The organism is Gaiella sp. (assembly GCF_035558935.1).
In the GTDB taxonomy this organism is placed as follows: Bacteria; Actinomycetota; Thermoleophilia; order Gaiellales; family Gaiellaceae; genus Gaiella.
Genome location: NZ_DATMBZ010000099.1, coordinates 1 through 20,400, shown reverse-complemented (window position 1 = coordinate 20,400; position 20,400 = coordinate 1). Strand labels below are relative to the sequence as shown.

Annotated in this window: 23 protein-coding genes; 13 read left to right on the top strand and 10 right to left on the bottom strand. The window is 70.3% G+C overall.

Features of this window, described 5'->3' with window-relative positions:
* Window positions 1–97: 97 nt before the first annotated feature.
* From VNM44_RS09720 to tatA, 4 genes are read right to left on the bottom strand one after another with little or no spacing between them, the layout of a single operon-like run.
* Complete coding sequence (locus VNM44_RS09720) at window positions 98–847, bottom strand: tetratricopeptide repeat protein (RefSeq protein ID WP_325625669.1); 750 nt, start codon at window positions 845–847, stop codon at window positions 98–100.
* 47 nt (window positions 848–894) lie between these two features.
* Window positions 895–2,172, bottom strand: coding sequence for an amidohydrolase family protein (locus tag VNM44_RS09715; RefSeq protein WP_325625666.1), 1,278 nt, complete (start codon window positions 2,170–2,172; stop codon window positions 895–897).
* Window positions 2,169–2,930, bottom strand: a complete 762-nt coding sequence (gene tatC, locus VNM44_RS09710; protein ID WP_325625663.1) for a twin-arginine translocase subunit TatC — start codon at window positions 2,928–2,930, stop codon at window positions 2,169–2,171. The genes VNM44_RS09715 and tatC overlap by 4 nt, the downstream gene beginning before the upstream one ends.
* Window positions 2,931–2,945: 15 nt before the next feature.
* Window positions 2,946–3,188 (bottom strand): twin-arginine translocase TatA/TatE family subunit, encoded by a 243-nt coding sequence (gene tatA / locus VNM44_RS09705; protein WP_325625660.1) that lies wholly within the window; start codon window positions 3,186–3,188, stop codon window positions 2,946–2,948.
* Window positions 3,189–3,353: 165 nt separating this feature from the next.
* On the opposite strand from tatA, the gene sufC reads away from it, so the two are divergent.
* The 11 genes from sufC to VNM44_RS09650 all read left to right on the top strand — a co-directional run bounded on the left by sufC (window position 3,354) and on the right by VNM44_RS09650 (window position 11,703).
* A complete protein-coding gene (gene sufC / locus VNM44_RS09700; protein ID WP_325625657.1) occupies window positions 3,354–4,136 on the top strand; it encodes a Fe-S cluster assembly ATPase SufC in 783 nt (260 codons plus the stop codon).
* Complete coding sequence (sufB, locus tag VNM44_RS09695; RefSeq protein WP_325625655.1) at window positions 4,133–5,548, top strand: Fe-S cluster assembly protein SufB; 1,416 nt, start codon at window positions 4,133–4,135, stop codon at window positions 5,546–5,548. Before sufC ends, sufB begins: the two co-directional genes overlap by 4 nt.
* Window positions 5,549–5,594: 46 nt before the next feature.
* Window positions 5,595–5,984 carry a VOC family protein gene (locus VNM44_RS09690; protein WP_325625653.1) on the top strand — a complete coding sequence of 130 codons (390 nt, stop codon included), beginning with the start codon at window positions 5,595–5,597 and terminating at the stop codon, window positions 5,982–5,984.
* Entirely contained in the window at window positions 5,981–6,358 is a 378-nt protein-coding gene (locus tag VNM44_RS09685) for a VOC family protein (RefSeq protein ID WP_325625649.1), read from the top strand. Before VNM44_RS09690 ends, VNM44_RS09685 begins: the two co-directional genes overlap by 4 nt.
* Window positions 6,348–7,514: a Fe-S cluster assembly protein SufD gene (sufD, locus tag VNM44_RS09680; protein ID WP_325625647.1), complete on the top strand. Its 1,167-nt coding sequence runs from the start codon at window positions 6,348–6,350 to the stop codon at window positions 7,512–7,514. The genes VNM44_RS09685 and sufD overlap by 11 nt, the downstream gene beginning before the upstream one ends.
* Before the next feature lie 79 nt (window positions 7,515–7,593).
* Window positions 7,594–8,247 (top strand): methyltransferase domain-containing protein, encoded by a 654-nt coding sequence (locus VNM44_RS09675; RefSeq protein ID WP_325625643.1) that lies wholly within the window; start codon window positions 7,594–7,596, stop codon window positions 8,245–8,247.
* Between the two features lie 140 nt (window positions 8,248–8,387).
* Window positions 8,388–9,005, top strand: coding sequence for an LON peptidase substrate-binding domain-containing protein (locus tag VNM44_RS09670; protein ID WP_325625638.1), 618 nt, complete (start codon window positions 8,388–8,390; stop codon window positions 9,003–9,005).
* 34 nt (window positions 9,006–9,039) lie between these two features.
* Window positions 9,040–10,284 carry a SufS family cysteine desulfurase gene (locus VNM44_RS09665; RefSeq protein WP_325625634.1) on the top strand — a complete coding sequence of 415 codons (1,245 nt, stop codon included), beginning with the start codon at window positions 9,040–9,042 and terminating at the stop codon, window positions 10,282–10,284.
* On the top strand, window positions 10,284–10,718 hold the full coding sequence (gene sufU, locus VNM44_RS09660) for a Fe-S cluster assembly sulfur transfer protein SufU (protein ID WP_325625632.1): 435 nt from the start codon (window positions 10,284–10,286) through the stop codon (window positions 10,716–10,718). Before VNM44_RS09665 ends, sufU begins: the two co-directional genes overlap by 1 nt.
* Complete coding sequence (locus VNM44_RS09655) at window positions 10,718–11,068, top strand: non-heme iron oxygenase ferredoxin subunit (RefSeq protein ID WP_325625628.1); 351 nt, start codon at window positions 10,718–10,720, stop codon at window positions 11,066–11,068. Before sufU ends, VNM44_RS09655 begins: the two co-directional genes overlap by 1 nt.
* Before the next feature lie 47 nt (window positions 11,069–11,115).
* On the top strand, window positions 11,116–11,703 hold the full coding sequence (locus VNM44_RS09650; RefSeq protein ID WP_325625625.1) for an O-methyltransferase: 588 nt from the start codon (window positions 11,116–11,118) through the stop codon (window positions 11,701–11,703).
* A gap of 410 nt (window positions 11,704–12,113) precedes the next feature.
* Here VNM44_RS09650 and VNM44_RS09645 read toward each other — a convergent pair whose 3' ends face one another.
* Window positions 12,114–13,004, bottom strand: coding sequence for an NAD(P)H-binding protein (locus VNM44_RS09645; protein WP_325625623.1), 891 nt, complete (start codon window positions 13,002–13,004; stop codon window positions 12,114–12,116).
* Entirely contained in the window at window positions 13,001–13,573 is a 573-nt protein-coding gene (gene dcd, locus VNM44_RS09640) for a dCTP deaminase (protein WP_325625621.1), read from the bottom strand. The genes VNM44_RS09645 and dcd overlap by 4 nt, the downstream gene beginning before the upstream one ends.
* A 72-nt stretch (window positions 13,574–13,645) precedes the next feature.
* Between dcd and VNM44_RS09635 the strand changes: the two genes are divergently transcribed.
* Complete coding sequence (locus VNM44_RS09635; RefSeq protein ID WP_325625671.1) at window positions 13,646–14,827, top strand: putative glycoside hydrolase; 1,182 nt, start codon at window positions 13,646–13,648, stop codon at window positions 14,825–14,827.
* A 23-nt stretch (window positions 14,828–14,850) separates the two neighbouring features.
* On the opposite strand, the gene pdxH is transcribed toward VNM44_RS09635, so the two are convergent.
* The gene (gene pdxH / locus VNM44_RS09630) at window positions 14,851–15,456 is read right to left on the bottom strand and encodes a pyridoxamine 5'-phosphate oxidase (RefSeq protein ID WP_325625619.1); all 606 of its coding nucleotides are present in this window, start codon (window positions 15,454–15,456) and stop codon (window positions 14,851–14,853) included.
* Between the two features lie 42 nt (window positions 15,457–15,498).
* Here pdxH and gabT point away from each other — a divergent pair, with 42 nt between their 5' ends.
* Window positions 15,499–16,821, top strand: a complete 1,323-nt coding sequence (gene gabT, locus VNM44_RS09625) for a 4-aminobutyrate--2-oxoglutarate transaminase (protein WP_325625617.1) — start codon at window positions 15,499–15,501, stop codon at window positions 16,819–16,821.
* A gap of 97 nt (window positions 16,822–16,918) precedes the next feature.
* On the opposite strand, the gene VNM44_RS09620 is transcribed toward gabT, so the two are convergent.
* From VNM44_RS09620 to VNM44_RS09610, 3 genes are all read right to left on the bottom strand, one after another.
* Window positions 16,919–17,950, bottom strand: coding sequence for a D-alanine--D-alanine ligase family protein (locus tag VNM44_RS09620; RefSeq protein WP_325625615.1), 1,032 nt, complete (start codon window positions 17,948–17,950; stop codon window positions 16,919–16,921).
* The gene (gene pknB / locus VNM44_RS09615; RefSeq protein WP_325625612.1) at window positions 17,947–19,911 is read right to left on the bottom strand and encodes a Stk1 family PASTA domain-containing Ser/Thr kinase; all 1,965 of its coding nucleotides are present in this window, start codon (window positions 19,909–19,911) and stop codon (window positions 17,947–17,949) included. Before pknB ends, VNM44_RS09620 begins: the two co-directional genes overlap by 4 nt.
* Window positions 19,912–19,991: 80 nt before the next feature.
* On the bottom strand, window positions 19,992–20,400 hold a 409-nt coding region (locus VNM44_RS09610), incomplete at its 5' end, for a penicillin-binding transpeptidase domain-containing protein (protein WP_325625609.1).

Sequence of the window (20,400 nt, the reverse complement as noted above, 5' to 3'; positions counted from 1 at the left end):
CGAGCGCGGCGACGAGCCCGAGCACGATCAGCGCGACGGCGTGTCGCCTGCGTCGGCTCGTCTCTCGGAGGGCGACCTGCTCCACGCGGGAGCGAGTCTATCCCGACGCAGCGGCTGCGGTCCCTCGGAGCTGCTTCAGCTGCTGGCGCACGACGGCCGCGCTCGGGTCGTCCGGCGCGAGCTTCAGGAACTGCTCGTAGGCGGCGATCGCCGTGGCCCCGTCCCCGACCTGTTGGGCCGCCTGTGCGAGCTCGAGCTGGACGTTCGGGTCGTTCGGTTGCAGCGCGACGAGCCGCCTGTACGCGTCGACGGCGAGGGTCGCCTCCGTCTGGGCGTCCTGGAGCGCGGCGTTCACGACCTGGCTCGCCTCGGCATTGACCGCCGTCGCGACCGGGTCGCTGAGGGCGTTCTGGCCCGACGAGCCGACGAACGACGCGAAGCCCTGCGACGGCGCGAGGAAGGCGGCACGCACCTGCGCCAGCTGGGCGTCCCGTTGCCGCTCGGTCGCGCGCGTCAGATGGAGCCCCGCGAGCTCCCGGTACGCGTTCGAGTCGCTCGGCCTGAGGTCGATCGCCGTGTTCAGGGCCGTGATCGCCTCGGCCGTGTTGCCCTCGGTCTCGAGGGCGGTCGCGTAGTCACGCCAGGCCTGCGGGTCCTTGGGGCGCTGCTCCGTCTCCTTGCGCGTGCTGGAGACCGAGGGCCCCGATGAGCCGCCGGAGCCGCGGAAGATGTCCCCGACCCCCGTGCCGCCGGCGCCGACGCCGAAGACGACGAACCCGAGGCCGAACACGAGTGCGAGCAGGACGAACATCCACTTCGCGTGGCGCCGCAGGCGCGGGAAGAACATCGTGTCCTCGATCGCCGGGGCGGTCGAGCCACGCGGGCGCGCTGGGGCTACCGCAGCATGCGGCTTCGCGCTCTTCGGGCGGCTCTTCTCGAATCGGGCCATGCGCTCGTGCCTCGCCGGTAGCGGTCCTCGCCTGCCACGAGAGTAGCTGCAACCCGCTCCGGCGACCCTCCGAGCACCGTTGCCACAACGGGATCTTCAACCGGCTCGAGCGGTGAGCCTTCGAGCGAGATCACCGTCAGGTCGGCCCACTTGCCCGGCACGAGAGAGCCGACCTCGCCGTCGAGGCCGAGGACGCGTGCGCCGCCCAACGTGGCGAGCTCGAGGGCCGCCGCCGCGCTCAGCGCGTCCGGCCGCCTCTCTCGCGCGCGTGCCGCCACGATCGCGGTGCGGAGCTCCTCGAACATGTCGAACGACGGGGTCGACGCGGGGCTGTCCGTTGCGATTCCCACGGGGATCCCGGCCTCGAGCAGGTCGAGCAGAGGCGCCGTGCCGCAGCCGAGGAAGCCGTTCGAGCGCGGACAGTGGGCGACCCCGACGCCGTGCGCCGCGAGAAGCTCGATCTCCTCCCCGTCCACGTGGACGCAGTGTGCTGCCGAGACGCTCGGGCCGAGCAGACCGGCTCCGGCGAGCATTCGCACTCCCGTCTCGCCCGAGGGCGGGACCAGGAACTCGGCGAGAGGTGTCCAGTCGCCGACTCCCTCGACCAGCCATGGCCGCTCCGCCGGGCTCTCGGCGATGTGGGTCTGCAGCGGCAGCCCGAGAGCCGTGCATGCCCGGAAGACGTCGAGCGAGCACGTGTACGGCGCGTGCGGCGAGATCCCGAGACGGACTCGCTCGGAGAGCACCGCCTCGATCCGTGACCGGTTCTCGTGGAACCGGTCGAGCGCGCGTTCGTCCGTGCCGAAGACCTCCAGGAACACGACCGCTGCGAGCCCTGCCTGGGCGGCTGCCTCGGCCGCCGCGCCGGAGAAGCTGCAGTCGCCGATCGTCGTGATGCCCGACCGGAGGCACTCCCGGGCCCCGACCGCGGCGATCGCGCGCATCTCGTCGAGGTCGAGCCGCTCCTTGCGGCGGATGTGCAGCCCGATCCAGGGTACGAACGGCAGCCCGTCGCCGAACCCCGCGTACAGCGCGTACTCGAGATGCGAATGGCAGTCGACGAACCCTGGGGCGACGACGCACCCCTCGAACCGCTCGCCCTCACCGAGGTCGTCGGTCGTGCCGACGGCCGCGATGCGGCCGTCGTCTCCGATCGCTACCGCGCCGTCGGCGATCGGCTCGCCCTCGACCGGGATCACCCAGTTCGCGGAGACGACTCTCACAGCGCCTCGGCGGCGGAGCGCTCCCAGCGGCGCTCCATCACCACGGCGATCCAGATCGAGAGCTCGTAGAGCACGAGGAGCGGCGCCACTTCGAGCACGAGCGACACCGGATCGACGGTCGGCAGCAGGATCGCGAACGCGAGCATCGCGACATAGCCGATGCGCCTGTTGTGCCGGAGGCGGTCGGCCGAGAGCACGCCGAGCCGCACCAGTGCGAGCACGAAGATCGGCATCTCGAACGCGATCCCGAACGCGAGCAACGTCAGTGCGACGAACGAGAGGAAGTAGCTCGCCCGGATCTGCTCGGTGTAGAGCTCGGAGTCGTAGTCGACGAGGAACGAGAGCGCCCTCGGCAGCACGATCGAGTAGCAGAACACCACCCCCGCGGCGAAGAGGCCCGTGGCGAGCACGACGAACACGCCGAGCACGCGCTGTGTCTCGTGCCCCACGGCGGGGGCGAGGAAGGCCCAGACCTGCCAGAGGATGATCGGCAGCACCATCGCGACCGCCGCGTAGAAGCTGACCTTGAGCGAGGTCGTGAACGGCTCCGTGACGCCGAGCGTGACGATCGGCGTGCCCTCGGGGTCGAGGTCCATCAGGCGGCGGATCAGCTCGGAGTGGAACGCGTACGCGATCGCGAACGCAGGGACGATCGCGAAGATGCAGATCAGCAGCCGATGCCTGAGCTCGGTCAGGTGCTCGACGAGGGTCGCTTCCTCGTCGTGGCTCAGGCGCCGCGGCACGATCCGGCGGGCCATCGCTCGCGGGAGCTGTTAGGAGACGGTGTCGCGCTCGCGCGCGGTCGCGGTCGTCGACGTCTCGGCGGGCTGCGCGGGCGGCAGCTCCGCCACGTCGTCGTCGTACCCGTCGTCGTCCTTGCCGGACACCGATTCCTTGAACTCGCGCATGCCCTTGCCGAGCTGGCGCCCCATCTCCGGCAGCCGCTTGGGGCCGAAGACGAGGAGCAGCACGAGCAACAGGATGAGCAGCTCCCAGATGCCGATACCGAAGGGCATGCGCAGAGCGTAGCGGCTGGAGAGACTTCGCCCGCGTGGATCCGGTTAAGGAGCGCCGAGCGACCGGATACCCGGACACGACCCGGGTGGGTACCATCGGTGTGTGCGCGCAGGGGAGGTCCTGTGCGCGACATTCTCTTCGAGACCTGCAACCGAAGGACATCCGTGGCACTGCTCGAGATCACGAACCTGCACGTCGCCCTGGAGGACGGGACCGAGATCGTCAAGGGCGTCGACCTGACCGTCGACACGAACGCGAAGCACGCGATCATGGGACCGAACGGCTCCGGGAAGTCGACCTTCGCGTACGCGCTGATGGGGCACCCGGCGTACGAGATCACGGAGGGCGACATCCGCTTCGACGGCGAGTCGATCCTCGAGATGGGGGCCGACGAGCGGGCGCAGCGGGGGCTCTTCCTCGCGTTCCAGTATCCCCACGCGATCCCGGGCGTGACCGTCACGAGCTTCCTCCGCAGCGCGATCAACGCGAAGCGGAAGGCTGCGAACGGCGGCGAGGAGAACCCGGTCCCCGTGAAGGAGTTCCGCACCGAGCTGCTCGCGGCGATGGAGCACCTGAAGGTGCCGCGCGAGCTCGCGCAGCGGTACCTGAACGACGGGTTCTCGGGAGGCGAGAAGAAGCGGGTCGAGATCCTCCAGATGGCGATGCTGAAGCCGCGTATCGCGATCCTCGACGAGACCGACTCCGGGCTCGACATCGACGCGCTGCGCATCGTCGCCGAGGGCGTCAACACGCTCGTCGGCCCCGAGATGGGCGCGCTCGTGATCACGCACTACCAGCGGATCCTCAACTACGTGACGCCGGACCACGTCCACGTCTTCGTGGACGGCCGGATCGTCGCCTCGGGCGGCGCCGAGCTGGCGCACAGGCTCGAGGCGGAGGGCTACGAGGCCTTCATGCCGGCCGGCGTCGGAGGGGAGGCCTCATGAGCCAGAGCGAGACCGACGTCATCCGCGACATCCGGGCCGACTACGGCTACGGGTGGCACGTCGACGACAAGTCGACGATCTACAAGGCGCCGAAGGGGCTCTCACACGAGCTGATCGACGTCATCTCCGACCACAAGAGCGAGCCCGACTGGATGCGGAAGTTCCGCCACCAGAGCCTCGACTACTTCCTCGCCCGGCCGATGCCCGGCTGGGGCGCGGACCTGTCGGGGATCGACTTCGACAACATCCACTACTACGTCAAGCCCACCGAGAAGCAGGCGGACAAGTGGGAGGACCTCCCCGCGGAGATCCTCGACACCTGGGACCGCCTCGGGATCCCGGAGGCCGAGAAGAAGTACCTCGCCGGCGTCGGGGCGCAGTACGAGTCGGAGGTCGTCTACCACAAGCTCCAGGAGGACCTCGAGCGCAAGGGCGTGATCTTCCTCGACATGGACTCCGGGCTCCGCGAGCACGAGGAGCTCGTCAGGCAGTACTTCTCGACGATCATCCCGCAGAACGACAACAAGTTCGCCGCGCTCAACTCGGCGGTCTGGTCGGGCGGGTCGTTCATCTACGTGCCGCCGGGCGTCTCGATCGAGATGCCGCTCCAGGCCTACTTCCGCATCAACGCGGAGAACATGGGCCAGTTCGAGCGCACGCTGATCATCGTCGACGAGGGCGCCTACGTGCACTACGTCGAGGGCTGCACCGCGCCGATCTACTCGTCCGACTCGCTCCACTCGGCGGTCGTCGAGATCGTCGTCAAGAAGGGCGGCCGCTGCCGCTACACGACGATCCAGAACTGGTCGAACAACGTCTACAACCTCGTCACGAAGCGCGCGGTCGCCTACGAGGACGCGACGATGGAGTGGGTCGACGGGAACCTCGGCTCGAAGGTGACGATGAAGTACCCGGCCATCTGGCTGATGGGCGAGCGCGCCCACGGCGAGGTGCTCTCGATCGCCTTCGCGGGGAAGGGCCAGCACCAGGACGCGGGCGGCAAGGTCGTGCACGTCGCGAAGAACACGTCGAGCGTGATCACCTCGAAGTCGATCTCGAAGAACGGCGGCCGGGGCGGCTTCCGCGGCCTGCTCGAGGTCGCGAAGGGCGCGCACGGCTCGAAGTCGAAGGTCGTCTGCGACGCGCTGATCCTCGACGAGGAGTCCCGCTCCGACACGTACCCCTACATCGACGTGAAGGAGAACGACGTCGACCTCGGCCACGAGGCGACGGTCTCGAAGATCGGCGAGGAGCAGCTCTTCTACCTCATGAGCCGCGGGCTGTCCGAGGCGGAGGCGAGCGCGATGATCGTGGCGGGCTTCGTTGAGCCGATCACGAAGGAGCTGCCGCTCGAGTACGCGGTCGAGATGAACCGCCTGATCCAGCTGCAGATGGAGGGTTCCGTCGGCTAGAGAGGCAAGTGACACGGTGTCACTTGCGCCTCGCGCGCAGCTCACCATGGCGGGAACCACGATCACGAGGGCCGATTTCGTCGCGGTGCCGTCGACGGACTGGCGCCGCTCGCGGGCGTTCTACGTCGACGTGCTCGGTCTCCGTCCCGACGACCGCAGCCAGGGCGAGTTCTGGGTGGGTGAGCAGTGCTTCGGGATCTACGAGCCGACGCAGTTCGGCCTCGAATTCGCACCGCAGACGACCGCCCACCTCGCGCTTCACGTGGACGACGTCGCCGCCGCACGGGGCGAGCTCGAGGCGAAGGGGGTCGAGTTCGACGGCGACACCTTCGACACGGGGGTCTGCCGCATGGCGTTCTTCCGCGACCCGGACGGCAACGCCCTCATGCTCCACCACCGCTACGCACCGCGCGACGAGGAGTACGCCGGCACGTGATCACGGTCGAGCGAACAGACTTCGTCTCGGTCCCGGTGACCGACATGCAGCGTTCGATCGCCTTCTACGGCGAGACGCTCGAGCTACCGCGCGCGTCCGACGCGGAGGGCTGGCCGGAGTTCCAGCTCGGCGAGAACGTCTCGCTCTACCTCGTCGACCCGACCAACATCGGGCGCGAGTTCGAGGGCCCGCACACGTCCTCGATCGCGCTCCGAGTCCCGGACGTCGAGGCGGCGCAGCGCGCGCTCGAGGCGAAGGGCGTGGAGTTCTTCGGCGAGCCGTTCGACACGGGCGTCTGCCACATGGCGATCTTCCACGACCCCGACGGCAACACACTGATGCTCCACCGGAGGTACGCGCCCCGTGAGGACTGAGCTGCTCGAGGCCTACAGGGCGCTCCCGCTGCCGACGACGCGCGACGAGCACTGGCGCTTCACCGACCTCGCGGGCTTCGACCCGGACGCGTTCGCGGCGGCGACCGCGACCGCCGGCACCGTGCCGTCGATGCTCGACCTCGACGTCGCCGCGTCCGCGACGATCGACGAGTCCGGGATCGCGGTGTCCGAGGGCGTCCCGGACGGCATCCGCTTCGAGCCGCTGACCGACGACCACCCGCTGCTCGGCAGCCTCGTCAGGCCCGACGACAAGCTCCGGGCGCACAACGCGGCGGTCTGGGAGCACGGCCTGCTGGTGCAGGTCGCCGAGGGCGTCGAGCTGGAGAAGCCGCTCTACCTCAGGGTCGCGAGCAACGTGCCCGACGGGTCGCTCTTCTGGCGCGTCCTCGTCGTGGCGGAGCCGGGCTCGCGCTTCACGCTCGTACAGGAGCTCACGTCCGCCGAAGACGACCTGGTGGCCTACGTGAACGGCGTTGTCGAGGTCGTCGTGCACGACGGTGCAAAGACCGAGATCGTCAACGTCCAGAGGCTCTCCCGAGCCGCCTGGCTGTTCGCCTCGTGCCACGCGCGCGTCGAGCGCGACGCGGAGCTCGACTGGGTCGAGGGCGGTTTCGGCTCCTCGCGCGGAAAGGTCTGGATCCAGAACGACCTCGCCGACCGGGGCGCCACCTCGCGGGTCACGGGCGCCTATTTCGCGGACGGTGAGCAGCACCTCGACTACGACACGTACCAGCTCCACGCCGCGCCGGACACGACGTCGGACTTCGCCTTCAAAGGCGCGCTCCGCGACTCCGCGGCCACGGTCTGGCGCGGGATGATCCGGGTCGAGGAGGGCGCCCAGAAGACGAACGCCTACCAGGAGAACCGCAACCTCCTGCTCTCGAAGACGGCGACCGCGAACTCGATCCCGGGCCTCGAGATCCTCGCGAACGACGTCCGCTGCACGCACGGGGCGACCCTCTCGCAGGTCGACCGCGAGCAGCTCTTCTATCTGATGGCCCGCGGCCTCCCGCGCTCCGAGGCCGAGCGGCTGATCGTGCGCGGCTTCTTCCAGGACGTGCTCGACCGGATCGAGCTCCTGCCCGTGCGCGAGGCGCTCGGCGCGGCCCTCGAGGCCCGCATCCCGCAGAGCTAGCCCGCTCGGGGCGTGGCTTCAGCCTCGCCCCTCTTGGCGCGTTGCCCGCCTCGCCGGTGAGCCCTGGCAGGATGGTGTCGTGCCGTGCTCCTGCTGTGCCGGCGAGTCGCTCGACATCTTCGGCGAGAAGAGTGCGCGTCGCGCGCTCCGCCGCTATCTCCGCAAGGGGCTCGGCGGCGCGGACGCGGAGCTCATCGCCGCATGGGCGACCGAGCGTGGGCTGGACGGCGCCACCGTCGTCGAGGTCGGTGGAGGGATCGGCCAGATCCAGGCTGAGCTCGTTCGTCGTGGCGCGGAACGCGGCACGGTCGTCGAGGTCGTCGACGGCTATGCCGGGCCGGCGCGAGAGCTCGCCGACGCGCTCGGGATCGCCGACCGGAGCGCGTTCGCGCTCGCCGACCTCCTCGAGACGCCGGAGGCCGTCGCTCCCGCGGACGTCGTCGTCCTCCGCCGTGTCGTGTGCTGCTCCCCCGACGGCCCGGCGCTCCTCGAGGCGGCGGCCTCGCGGACGCTGCGGACTCTCCTCGTCAGCTACCCGCGCGATCGGGCCGCGGTTCGCTTCGTCGTGCGGCTGCAGAATGCGGCTCTCGCTCTGGTGCGCAAGCGATTCCGCGTCTTCGTACACAGTCCCGAGGAGCTGCGCCGCGCCGCGTGGCGACACGGGCTCGAGCTGACACGAAGCGACCGCGGCGCCGTCTGGGAGACGGTCGAGTTCGACGTCGCGGCGTCTTGACGAATCCCCGACCCGGCGCTCGGTATCTCCTGACGGCGCGGATACCGTCGGGGCATGCGGTTCATCGCCGTCATCGGCCTTCTCGCGGCGATCGCGATCCTCCTGCTGTAGCCGCCATCGCCCGGGCGTAGGCTTGGGCCATGGAGGAGATCGGTCTCTTCCCGCTCGGGCTCGTTCTGCTCCCGACGGAGCAGGTCCCGCTCCACATCTTCGAGCCGCGCTACCGGGAGCTGATCGGCGAGTGCCTCGAGAACGAGCAGCCGTTCGGGCTCGTGTACGCCGACGACGACGGCCTCCGCCGGACGGGAACTCTCGCGACCGTGGTCGAGGTCGTCGACCGGTTCGAGGACGGCAGGCTGAACATCGTGGTCGAGGGCGGGGACCGGTTCCGCCTCGTCGAGCTCACCGACGGCCGCAGCTTCCACACCGGCACGATCGAGCCGTTCGCCGACACGGACGACCCGCCCCCGCCGGACGACGTCAGGCGCGGCCTCGGGCTCTTTGCCCGGCTCGTCGAGCTCACCGGCGCGGAGGTCGAGGTCCCCGACGAGGGCCTCGAGCAGCCCGCGTTCGCGATCGCGTCGCGGTTCGAGCTGGCGCCCGAGCTGAAGCTCGAGCTGCTCGAGGAGCCGAGCGAGCGGCTGCGCCTGCAGCGGCTCTGCGAGATTCTCGAGACGGTCGCGGCGGTCGTCGAGCGACAACGCGAGGTCGCGGAGCTCGCGCAACGCAACGGCCGCGTGAAGCCGGCCGGCGCGTAGCGGTCGCAGGAAGGGCCGTGGCTACGATGGCCGTATGACCTCGACGGCTCTTCCCGCTCTCGACGCGCACCGCCTCCGCGCCGATTTCGCCGTGTTCGAGGACCTCGTCGACGGTCGCCCCGTTGCGTTCCTCGACTCGGCTGCGTCGACCCAGAAGCCGCGTCAGGTGCTCGACCGGATGCGCACCTTCTACGAGCACGAGTACGCGAACGTGCACCGCGGCGTCTACCGCCTCGCCGAGCGCGCCACCGAGGGGTTCGAGGGCGCCCGTCGCACCGTTGCCGCGCTCCTGAACGCGCCGTCGGAGAAGGAGATCGTCTTCACGCGGAGCGCGACCGAGGCGATCAACCTCGTGGCGTACGCCTGGGGCCTCGACAACCTCGGCCCGGGCGACGTCGTCGTCATCACGGAGCTCGAGCACCACGCCAACTTCGTCCCCTGGCAGTACATCGCGCACCGGACCGGCGCGAGCTTCCGCAACATCCCGATCGACGACCTCGGCGAGCTGCAGCTCGACTCGCTCGACTCGCTCGCGCGGGAGGGGAACGTGAAGGTCGTCGCGAACAACCTCGTCTCGAACACCCTCGGCACGATCAACCCCGTCGAGACACTCGCCGCATGGGCCCACGAGCAAGGCGCGATCATGGTCGTCGACGCGGCCCAGGCCGCGCCGCACCGGCGCGTCGACGTGCAGGCGCTCGGCGCGGACTTCGTCGCGATCTCGTCGCACAAGCTCTGCGGGCCGAGCGGAATCGGCGCGCTGTGGGGCAAGCGAGAGCTGCTCGAGGCCATGAGCCCGTTCAATCTCGGCGGCGAGATGATCCGCTCGGTCGCCCTCGAGCGGACGACGTTCAACGAGCTGCCGTACAAGTTCGAGGCCGGCACGCCGGCGATCGCCGAGGCGGTCGGCTTCGGGGCCGCGATCGACTACATCTCCGAGATCGGTCTCGAGGCGATCGAGCGTCACGAGCACGCGCTCGTCGGGGAGACGATGGCCAGGCTCGACGAGCTTCCCTGGGTGCGCGTGTTCGGGCCGCCGCCCGACCGTCGTGCCGGGATCGTCTCGTTCGACGTCGAGGGCATCCACCCCCACGACGTCGCGCAGATCCTCGACTGGGAGGGTGTCGCAGTTCGCGCGGGCCACCACTGCACGCAGCCGCTCATGACGCGCCTCGGTGTCTCGGCCACGACGCGCGCGAGCTTCTACGTCTACTCGATTCCCGAGGAGATCGAACGCCTGCTCGCCGGGCTGCACAAGGTCAAGGCGTCGCTCGGCTGATGAGCGAGTTCGAGCAGCTCTACAGAGAGGTCATCCTCGACCACTACAAGGCACCGCGAAACCACGGGGTGCTGGAGCCGCACGATGCGATCGCCGAGGGACAGAACCCGCTCTGCGGCGACGAGGTGACGGTGTCGGTGCGCTTCGGCGAGGGCGAGGTGATCGAGGACGTGGGCTTCGAGGGCCGCGGGTGCGCGATCAGCCAGGCGGCGACGTCGATGCTGACGGACATGGTCAAGGGCCGCACGGCGCACGAGGTCGCGACCATGCCGAAGGACGAGCTCCTCGAGGAGATCGGGATCCCGCTCACGCCGGTGCGGCTCAAGTGCGCGTTGCTCGGCCTCGGGGTGCTGAAGGTCGCTCTGCACCGCGCGAAGGGAACGCCTCTTCCCGACGAGTGGGGCACCTCGTCCGGCGAGATCAGCCTGTCGTAGTGGAGCCCGCCGCCACCACCGAGATCGAGGCGCTGCCGCTCGAGGAGCTTCCCGACGGCTCGATGCGGCTCGTGCCCGCGGGCATGCACACGGTCGGGCTGTACCACTGCCAGGGCCGGCTCCACGCGATCGAGGACCGTTGCACGCACGACGACGGCCCGCTCTGCGAGGGTGAATGGGACTGCGAGGCGTGCGAAGTGGTCTGCCCGCGCCACGGAGCACGCTTCGACCTCCGCACGGGAACCGCTCTCAGCCTCCCCGCCTACCTCCCGGTCGCGACGTATCCCGTCCGCGTCAGGGACGACGGGATGATCGTGATCGACGTCGGCAGCCCCTCCCAGACGCCCTGACCATCGGACGCCCCGGCGAGGCGCGACCCATCGTCTAGGCTCGATCCATGCTCGACGATCGCGTGCGCTCCGTCCTCGCCCGGATGGAGGCCGAGGACGCCGCGGAGCAGCAGGCCGGAGTGCCGGTCGACCAGCGGTCGCTGGCGGTCGGGCCGGAGTCGGGCCGGCTGCTCTTCGCGCTCGTCGCGCCGAACCCCGGGTGCGAGGTCCTCGAGCTCGGCGGGTCGCGTGGGTATTCGACGATCTGGCTGGCCGCAGCGGCGCGCATCCTCGGCGGCCGCGTCGTGTCGCTCGAGCAGGACGAGCGGAAGGTCGAGCAGTGGCGTCGGAACATCGCGGATGCGGGCCTCGACGAGTGGGCCGACCTCGTCGTCGGCGACGCGAAGGAGACCTTGCCCTCGCTCGAGGACGGCTTCGATCTCGTCTTCCTGGACGCGTGGAAGGACGACTACGAGCTCCTCTTCGCATTCGCGCGCGAGAAGCTCGATCCCGGTGGGGTCGTCGTCGCGGACAACGTGACGACGAGCGACACGGTGCAGGCTTACGCCGCGGCCCGCCAGGCCGACCCGACCCTCGTGTCGGTCACGGTCCCGGTCGGACACGGGCTCGAGGTGACGACCGTCCTCGCTCCGTGACGCGCATCTCGCAGGGCGGGTAACCCGCACTGGTGCCCCGTCCACCCCCGTTGCTATGGTGCGCGTACCGCGGAAAGGAGGTGGTCGGGTGTCAGATTCGTGTAGTACCGGCAGTGGAGGTGTCAGCGGGTAGAGGCGTGTCCCCGGGACCTACGGGGAATCGCCATAGCCACGCGTAGGGGACTCGCGCTTTCGCGCCGCCGACCACCTCGGTCAGGCTGGAAGCGCCTCTACCAAATCCAACGCTGGTCACCGAAATGACTGTGGCCGTCCATCTCGGGCGGCCACAGTCATTCAGTCCCGCCGGGCAGCTTGATCCCCGCCCTCCGGGCGGGGCAGATCCCCAAGAGCGCCCGCCGTCGCGGCCGCAACTGCGTAACGTGGCCCGGCTTCAGCCGCGCCGCTGCATTTCAGCTGCGGGGAGCGGCAGCGCGCCGCAACTGCTCGTCCAGCCCGACCAGCTCGCCGAGGCCAAGGCGGCGCATCGAGGCGCCGCCGTCCGACACGACGTTGTCGGGCCCCTCGAGCATCCGCAGCTGGTCGAGCGTCAGGAGCGCGGGCGGGATCCGCTCGAAGAGGGCGGCGGGGCCGCGTGCAAGCCAGAACGGGACGTGGATCGCCGGCCGCCGCGTCCCGAGCGCCGCCTTCAGGCGGCGCCAGAGCTCGCTCCACGTGACGGCCTCGGGGCCGCCGAGCTCGATCGGGCCGTTCGTCCCCTCCGCGTCGACTGCGAGCTGCACCGCGCGCACCAGGTCGTCGATCCAGATCGGCTGCACCCGCTGCGTCCCCGGGCCGATCACGGGCGTCAGGGGAAAGAGCCGCGCGATCCGCGCGAACCGCGGGAGCGCTCCTCCGTCCGTGCCGAACACGAAGCTCGGGCGCAGCACGGCGTGGTCGATGCCGCATGCCGCGACCGCCTGCTCGGCGGCCCACTTTGCCCGGAAGTACGGGACGGTCGCTCCGGGACCGGTTCCGAGCGCGCTCATGAGGACGATGCGCCGCACACCGCTCTCACGGGCTGCCTCGAGAAGGTTGCCCGTGCCGGCCGCCATCACCCGCTCGAAGGCCGCCGGCGAGCCCTCGACGATCGCGACGAGATGCACGATCGTCCGCATTCCCCGCGCCGCGACCCGCAGCGAGGCGGGGTCGGTGACGTCCCCGCGCACGAGCTCGCAGTCGACGCCGTCGAGCGCCGCCGCGCCGCGGGCGGTGCGGACCATCGCACGGACGTGCGCGCCGCTCGCGAGCTCTCGGACGACGTGACGACCGACGAAGCCGCTCGCGCCCGTCACGAGGATCACGGCTGCTCCGTGAAGTTCTGCCAGTAGCGGCTCGGCGTCGGCCCGCGCTGCCCCTGGTACTTCGACCCGAGGCTGCCCGAGCCGTACGGCGTCTCCGCCGGCTCGGACATCTGCACGAAGGACAGCTGGCCGATCTTCATCGCTGGGTAGATCGTGATCGGCAGGTTCGCGACGTTCGAGAGCTCGAGCGTCACGTGGCCGTCGAACCCCGGGTCGATGAAGCCGGCCGTCGAGTGGATCAAGAGGCCGAGCCTGCCGAGCGACGACTTCCCCTCGAGCCTGGCGACGAGATCGTCCGGCAGCGTGACGCGCTCGAGCGTCGAGCCGAGGACGAACTCGCCGGGGTGCAGGATGAACGGCTCGACGTCCGCGACCTCGACGAGCTCGGTCAAGTCCTCCTGCTCGGTCTTGACGTCGATGTACGGATACCGCGAGTTCCGGAAGACGCGGAACAGCCGGTCGACGCGCACGTCGAGGCTCGACGGCTGCATCAGAGCGGGGTCGTAGGGGTCGATGCCGATCCGGCCTGCCTCGATCAGGCGCCGGATGGCGCGGTCGGAGAGCACCATCGAGGCGGATCGTAGACAGCCCGACCGCGCTCGAGCCTCCGGCGATCGCCTACACTCCTAGGCCCGGTGTCCATGTTGTATCCATCGCTCGACCCGAACGAGCGCTTTCGCGCTCGCCGGGACGCGGTACGGCGCCGGAAACGGCGTCGTCGCGCTGCAGTGGCGGGGCTCTTCCTCCTCGCGCTCCTGGCGCTCGCCGGCGGGATGACGCTCGCCGGAAAGGGGACGAAGACGGGATCCGACGTCGGCACGCAGCTCGCGTCCGGCGTCGCGGGGACGCTCCAGGTCGCGACGCGCCCCCGCCCACTTCCGGTCGAGGTGCGCGGCGTGCACGTCACGGGCGCGCTGGCGTCGCTGCCGGGCAAGCTGGCCGAGTACGAGGCACTGACGAAGTACGGCCTCAACACGATCGAGCTGGACGTCAAGGACGAGGGCGGCGAGATCTCGTTCGTACCGGCCGGGGTGCCGCTTGCACGCAAGACGGGCGCCGCACGGAACTACTACGACCCCTACAAGGTCGCCCGCGAGATGCACCACAAGGGCATCTACCTGATCGGCCGGGTCGTCGTCTTCCAGGACCCGTACCTCGCCCGCACGCGCCCGGACTTCGCGATCAAGCGGCCGGACGGCTCTGTCTGGACGACGAACGCAGGACTGGCGTGGGTCAACCCGTACGACAGGCGCGTCTGGGACTACGCCGTGTCCGTCGCGGCGGCGGCCGCCCGGGCTGGCTTCGACGAGATCATGCTCGACTACGTGCGCTTCCCGTCCGACGGGGACGTGGGCTCCGCTCTCTATCCCGGCAGGACGAGCGTCCCCAAGGGTCGACTGATCGCGAGCTTCGCCGAGTACGCAAAGCAGCGGCTCTCGCCGCTCGGCGTCCGGGTCTCGACCGCGCTGTTCGGCCTGTCGGCGACACGCGACATGGGGATCGGTCAGGTCCCGGCATGGATCTCCCGGAGCGTCGACCAGATCCACCCGATGGCCTATCCGGCGCTGTACGGCGGGGGGGAGCTGGGAATCGTCTCCCCGAGCGCCGAGCCCGGCGAGACCGTGTTCCGGACGTTGATCGACTTCAAGCGGCAGACGAGGGGTAGCGGCGTCCAGCTGATCCCGTGGATCCAGGACTGGAACTACAGGCCCGAGCAGGTGCTGCAGCAGGTGCGCGCTGCGCGTCTGCAAGGGGCCAAGGGCTACCTGCTCTGGAACGCCTCGGGCCTGTACACGAAGCAGGCCCTCGCGCCGCCGTCCTGAGCCATCTCTGCGGAGGCCAGATCTCAGGGCGCCAGCCTGGTGCGCAACCAGCCCTCGCCGGCCCGCTCGTAGCGCGCGCGGTCGTGCAACCGGCCCGGCCGGCTCTGCCACAGCTCGATCGCCTCGGGCGTGAGGCGGTACCCACCCCAGAACGGCGGTAGAGGGACGTCCTCGGTCGCGGCGAACCGCCGCTCGACCTCGTCCAGGAGCCGGTCGAGCTCCTCCCGGTCGGCAAGCGGCCGCGACTGCGGCGACGCCCACGCGCCCAGGCGGCTCTCACGCGCGCGCGTGCGGAAGTACACGAGCGACTCGTCGTCCGTCAGCCGCGTGACGGATCCCTCGACGCGCGCCTGGCGGTGGAGCGGCGGCGCCCAGTGGAAGACGAGCGCCGCGCGCGGATTCTCAGCGATCTCGTCCGCCTTGCGGCTCTCGTGGTTCGTGTAGAAGCGGAGTTCCCGCTCCTGGATCCCGCGGACGAGCACCATGCGCGCGGCGGGCCGTCCGTCGGGTGTCGCGGTGGCCAGCGCTGCAGCCTCCGGTTCGTGGAGCCCTCGAGCGCGCGCCTCCTCGAGCCAGGCGGCGAGCGTCGCGAGCGGGTCGTCGCCGAGGTTCTCCAGCCATGCGTCCACCACCCGAATCTAGTGTCGGAAGCCTCGGATACGCTGGAGGAGATGGCCGCGACGAGGACGATCGAGCTGCGCACCGAGATCCCGGGCCCACGCTCTCGCGCGATCGCGGAGCGCGAGGAGCGCGTGATTGCGCACCCGCTGCTCGTCCATCTGCCGATCTTCGCCGAGCGCGCCGAGAACGCGACGATTACCGACGTCGACGGGAACGTCTTCGTCGACTTCGCAGGCGGCGTCGGGGTCGTCAATGCGGGTCACGGGCATCCGCGGATCGTCGAGGCCGTGGTCGAGCAGGCGTCGCGCTTCCTCCACACCGACTTCACCGTCGTGCCGTACGAGCCGGCGGTGGCGCTGGCCGAGCGACTCTGCGCGCTGGCGCCGATCTCGGGCGAGAAGCGGGCAGCGTTCTTCAACGCCGGCACCGAAGCCGTCGAGAACGCCGTCAAGCTGGCGCGGCTCCACACGGGCCGGCCGGGCGTGATCGCGTTCGAGGGCGCGTTCCACGGGCGGACGCTGCTCTCGATGACGATGACGTCGAAGTTCCACCCGTACAAGACGGGGATGGGGCCGTACGCTCCCGAGGTCTACCGTGCTCCGTACCCGGACGACTACCGCGGGCCGGACGCGCTGGAAGCGCTCGCGCGACTGGAACGCATCTTCGAGACTCACGTGGCCCCCGAGCACGTCGCCGCGATCGTGATCGAACCGCAGCTCGGTGAGGGTGGGTTCGTGCCTGCCTCGGCCGCCTACATGCGAGGACTGCGTGCGATCTGCGACCGGCACGGCATCGTGCTCGTCGCCGACGAGGTGCAGACCGGTTTCGGCCGCACCGGCCGGATGTTCGCGATGGAGCACTTCGGAGTGGAGCCCGACTTGATGACGCTCGCGAAGTCGATCGCCGCCGGTCTGCCGCTCTCGGGCGTGATCGGGCGGGCCGAGATCATGGACGGCGCCCACGCGGGCGCGATCGGCGGCACGTACATCGGGAACCCGGTCGCCCAGGCGGCCGCGCTCGCCGTGCTCGACGTGTTCGAGGAGGAGGAGCTCGTCGCGCGGGCGGAGGTCGTCGGCACGCACATCCGGGAGCGCATGCTCGAGTGGCAGCTCCGGTGGCCGGCGATCGGCGACGTGCGAGGGCTCGGGGCGATGCTCGCGATCGACCTCGTCCGCGACCGGGAGACGAAGGAGCCGGCACCCGAGCTCGCGCTCGGCGTGATCGACGCCGCCCTCCGACGTGGGCTGATCCTCCTCAAGGCGGGCGTCCACGGGAACTGCATCCGCGTCCTCTGCCCGCTGACGATCGAGGACGCGGTCCTCGACGAGGCGCTCGAGGCCTGGGAAGCGGCGCTCGCCGACGTGCTCGGCTAACGGGCGCGGCTTCAGCCTCCCTCTTGCTGCACGACGCCGAGGAGGGCGAGGCTAGAGCCACGCCCTGGAGCCACGCACTGACCCTCGAGGCACGCGCTCAGTACACGAGCCCCTTGCGCCGTTCGTGGCGTTCGAGCGCCAGCTGGACGAGGCGATCGAGCAGCTCCTCGTAGCCGATTCCCGACGCTGCGAAGAGCCGCGAGTAGAAGCTCGTCGCCGTGAAGCCGGGGATCGTGTTGAGCTCGTTCATCACCACCTCGCCGTCGGAGGCGCGGACGAAGAAGTCGGCGCGCGCCATCCCCTCGCAAGAAGTCGCCACGAACGCCGCGACGGCGAGCTCGCGCGCTCGCTCGATCTGCGCGTCGCCGAGCCCCGGGGGCGGGATCACGAGCTCGGATCCCCCCTCGTCGTACTTCGACGAGTAGTCGTACCAGTCTGCGTTGTTCGAGACGACCTGCCCGGGCGGCGAGGCGACGGGCGAGGGGAGGTTCCCGAGGACGCCGACCTCGATCTCCATCCCGTCGACGAACTCCTCGACCATCACCTTCTCGTCGTGGCGCCGCGCGAGCGCCACGGCATCCTCGAGCTCGCTCTCGTCGCGGACCTTCGAGATCCCGACCGACGAGCCCATGTTCGCCGGTTTGACGAACACCGGATACCCGAACGGGTTCGTCACCGGGTCTCCGAGCCGCAGCGCCACGTGCCGGGCGACGGGAATGCCCGCTCCGCGCATCAGCGTCTTGAAGACGTCCTTGTCCATGCAGACGGAGGACGCGAGCACCCCCGGGCCGACGTAGGCCACGCCGGCGAGCTCGCAGAGGCCCTGCACCGTCCCGTCCTCGCCGAAGGGGCCGTGGAGGATCGGGAGCACGACATCCACCGCGCCGAGCGTCGCGGGAGCGGAGTCGGCCGGGACCGGAAGCGTCTCCGCGGTCGTCGTCGCCTCGAGCTCGGCCCGCTGGTCTCCGCGGGGGAGCGCCCAGCGGCCGTCGCGGCCGACCTCGATCGTCGCGACGTCGTAGCGCGCCGGGTCGAGCGCCGCCGCCACCGAGGCCGCCGAGGCGAGCGAGATCTCGTGCTCGCTCGACCGGCCACCGGCCAGCACCGCGAGCCGTATCCGCCCGCTCACGGGACGGTCGGAGTGGTGGTCGTCGTCGTGGTCGTATCGGTCGGCGTCGTCGGGGTCGTCGGCGTCGTCACGTCGGGCGGCGGGACGTACTGGCCGACGGTGAGCGTGACGACGGACTTCGGGTCGGCCTGCGAGCTGCCCGCGGGATCCTGCGACATGACGACCCCGTCGAGCGACTCGTCCTCCGTGTCCTGTCGCACGACCGCGACCCTGAACCCGGCGGCGCGCAGCGTCGCCCGCGCGTCCGGGACGGTCTGGAGCGCCACGTCCGGCACGGTCACGGTCGTCGGGCCCTTCGAGACGGACAGCGTGACCGACGAGCCCTTCGTCGCGGTCGAGTTGCCGGGCGGGCTCTGGTCGACGACCTCGCCGGCGGGCTGGTTCGAGTCGACCTCCGACCTGCCGACGGTGAAGCCGGCCGACTGGAGCTGTGCCGCAGCGACGTCGTAGGTCATGCCGACCACGTTCGGCACGGCGACGGGCTTCGGCCCGGAGGAGACGTTGATCCGAACCGACGCGCCGGCCGTGACGACGACGCCCGGCCGCGGATCCTGCGCGGTGACGACGTTCGGGGGCCGATCCGAGGGAACCGACACGACCTTCGCCTCGAGACCTCTCGTCGTCAGCTCGGCGACGGCGGCATCGCGCGACTCACCGACGAGGGAGGGAACGGTGACCTTCGGCTTCCCGCTCGACACGAGGATCGTGACGAGCGACCCCTTCGGAAGCTTGGTGCCCTCCTCCGGGTCCTGCTCGTAGACGTAACCCGGTCGGGTGTCCGCGTTCGGCAGGCGTCGCACGCGCGGCTCGAACCCGTCGGCGTCGATCGCAGCGACCGCCTTCGACTCGAGGATGCCCGTGTAGAGATTCACGGCGACGGGCTCGTTCGCGTCGATCTGGTCGCGGACGTTGTCGTAGAGCAGCCAGCCGCCGATCCCGAGCGCGATCGCCGCCGCGGCCGCGATCAGCCACGGCCACCACGCGCGTCCCGTCTTCACCTGTCCCTCGTACGACCGGTAGCGCTCGTCGCCGCCGTAGGCCGCAGGTCGCGCGGCGACGGCCGTCGCGGCGGTCGATTCGCCGCGCAGCACCATCGTCGCCGCCTCCTCGGTCTCGGGGCCGACGGCGTCGCCGCGGCCGACGAGCTCGAGGTCGCGGTCCATCTCCTTGGCCGAGCGATAGCGGTCGGCGGGCTCCTTGGCGAGCGCGCGCAGCACGACGAGGTCGAGATCGCGTGGGATCTCGTTTCGGATCGTCGACGGCGCGGGCGGCACCTGCGAGAGGTGCTTCATCGCGATCTCGACCGGCGTCTCGCCGGTGAACGGCACCTTGCCGGTCAAGAGCTCGTAGAGGACGATGCCGGTCGAGTAGAGGTCGGACGACTCGTCGACGGGGGCGCCGCGGGCCTGCTCGGGGGAGAGGTACTGCGCGGTGCCGATGATCGAGCCGGCCTCGGTCATCTGGCTCGAGCCGGCGCGGGCGATGCCGAAGTCGGCGACCTTGACGCGCCCCTCGTGGTCGACGAGGACGTTGTGCGGCTTGATGTCCCGGTGGACGATGCCGTTCCGGTGCGCATACCGAAGCGCGGCCAGCACCTGGCGGACGTACGAGATCGCCACGGGAACCGGGCACGGGCCGCGCGTGACGATCAGCTCCTTGAGCGTGCGCCCCTCGACGTACTCCATGACGATGTAGTACGAGCCTTCGGCCTCACCGCGGTCGTAGATCGAGACGACGTTCGGGTGCGAGAGCCCGGCCGCGTGGGTCGCCTCGCGCCGGAACCGCTCTACGAACTGCGTGTCGTTCGCGTAGCGCTCGTGGAGGATCTTGATCGCGACCTTGCGTCCGAGCTCCTGGTCCTCGGCGAGCCAGACGTCGGCCATGCCGCCGCTCCCGAGCCTGCGCTCGAGGCGGTAGCGGCCTGCGAAGATCGTGCCCCGGCGCTCGTCGATGGTCGCCATCAGGTCTCCAAGGGTAGTGGCTGGATCGGCAGGCTCCCGGCCGGGTTGGCAACACGAACGGTGAGGCTCGACCGGACCATCTAGGGGTTTCCTCCCGTCCGGAGGAGCGACTCCAGCACGGTCTTCGCGATCGGCGCGGCCGTCGCGCCGCCCGTGAGGCTCTGGCGCTCGAGCGCGACCGCGATCGCGACCTCGGGCCGCCGGCCCGGCCGGCCCGCGAAGGCGATGAACCACGTCGTGTTCCGCCCTGCGACGCCCGTCTCCGCAGTGCCCGTCTTGCCGCCCACGCGGTAGCCCGGGATCTGCGCGGCCGTTCCCGTGCCTGCCTGGACGGCGCTGACCATCATGTTCCCGATGTCGCGCGCGTTGACCGGGCCGACCGCCCGGTCGAGTCGCTGTCGCTCCGTGCGCGAGACGGTCTTCCCCTTCGGCGAGACGATCTTCTCGACGACGTAGGGGCGCATCACGATGCCCGCGTTGCCGATGCCT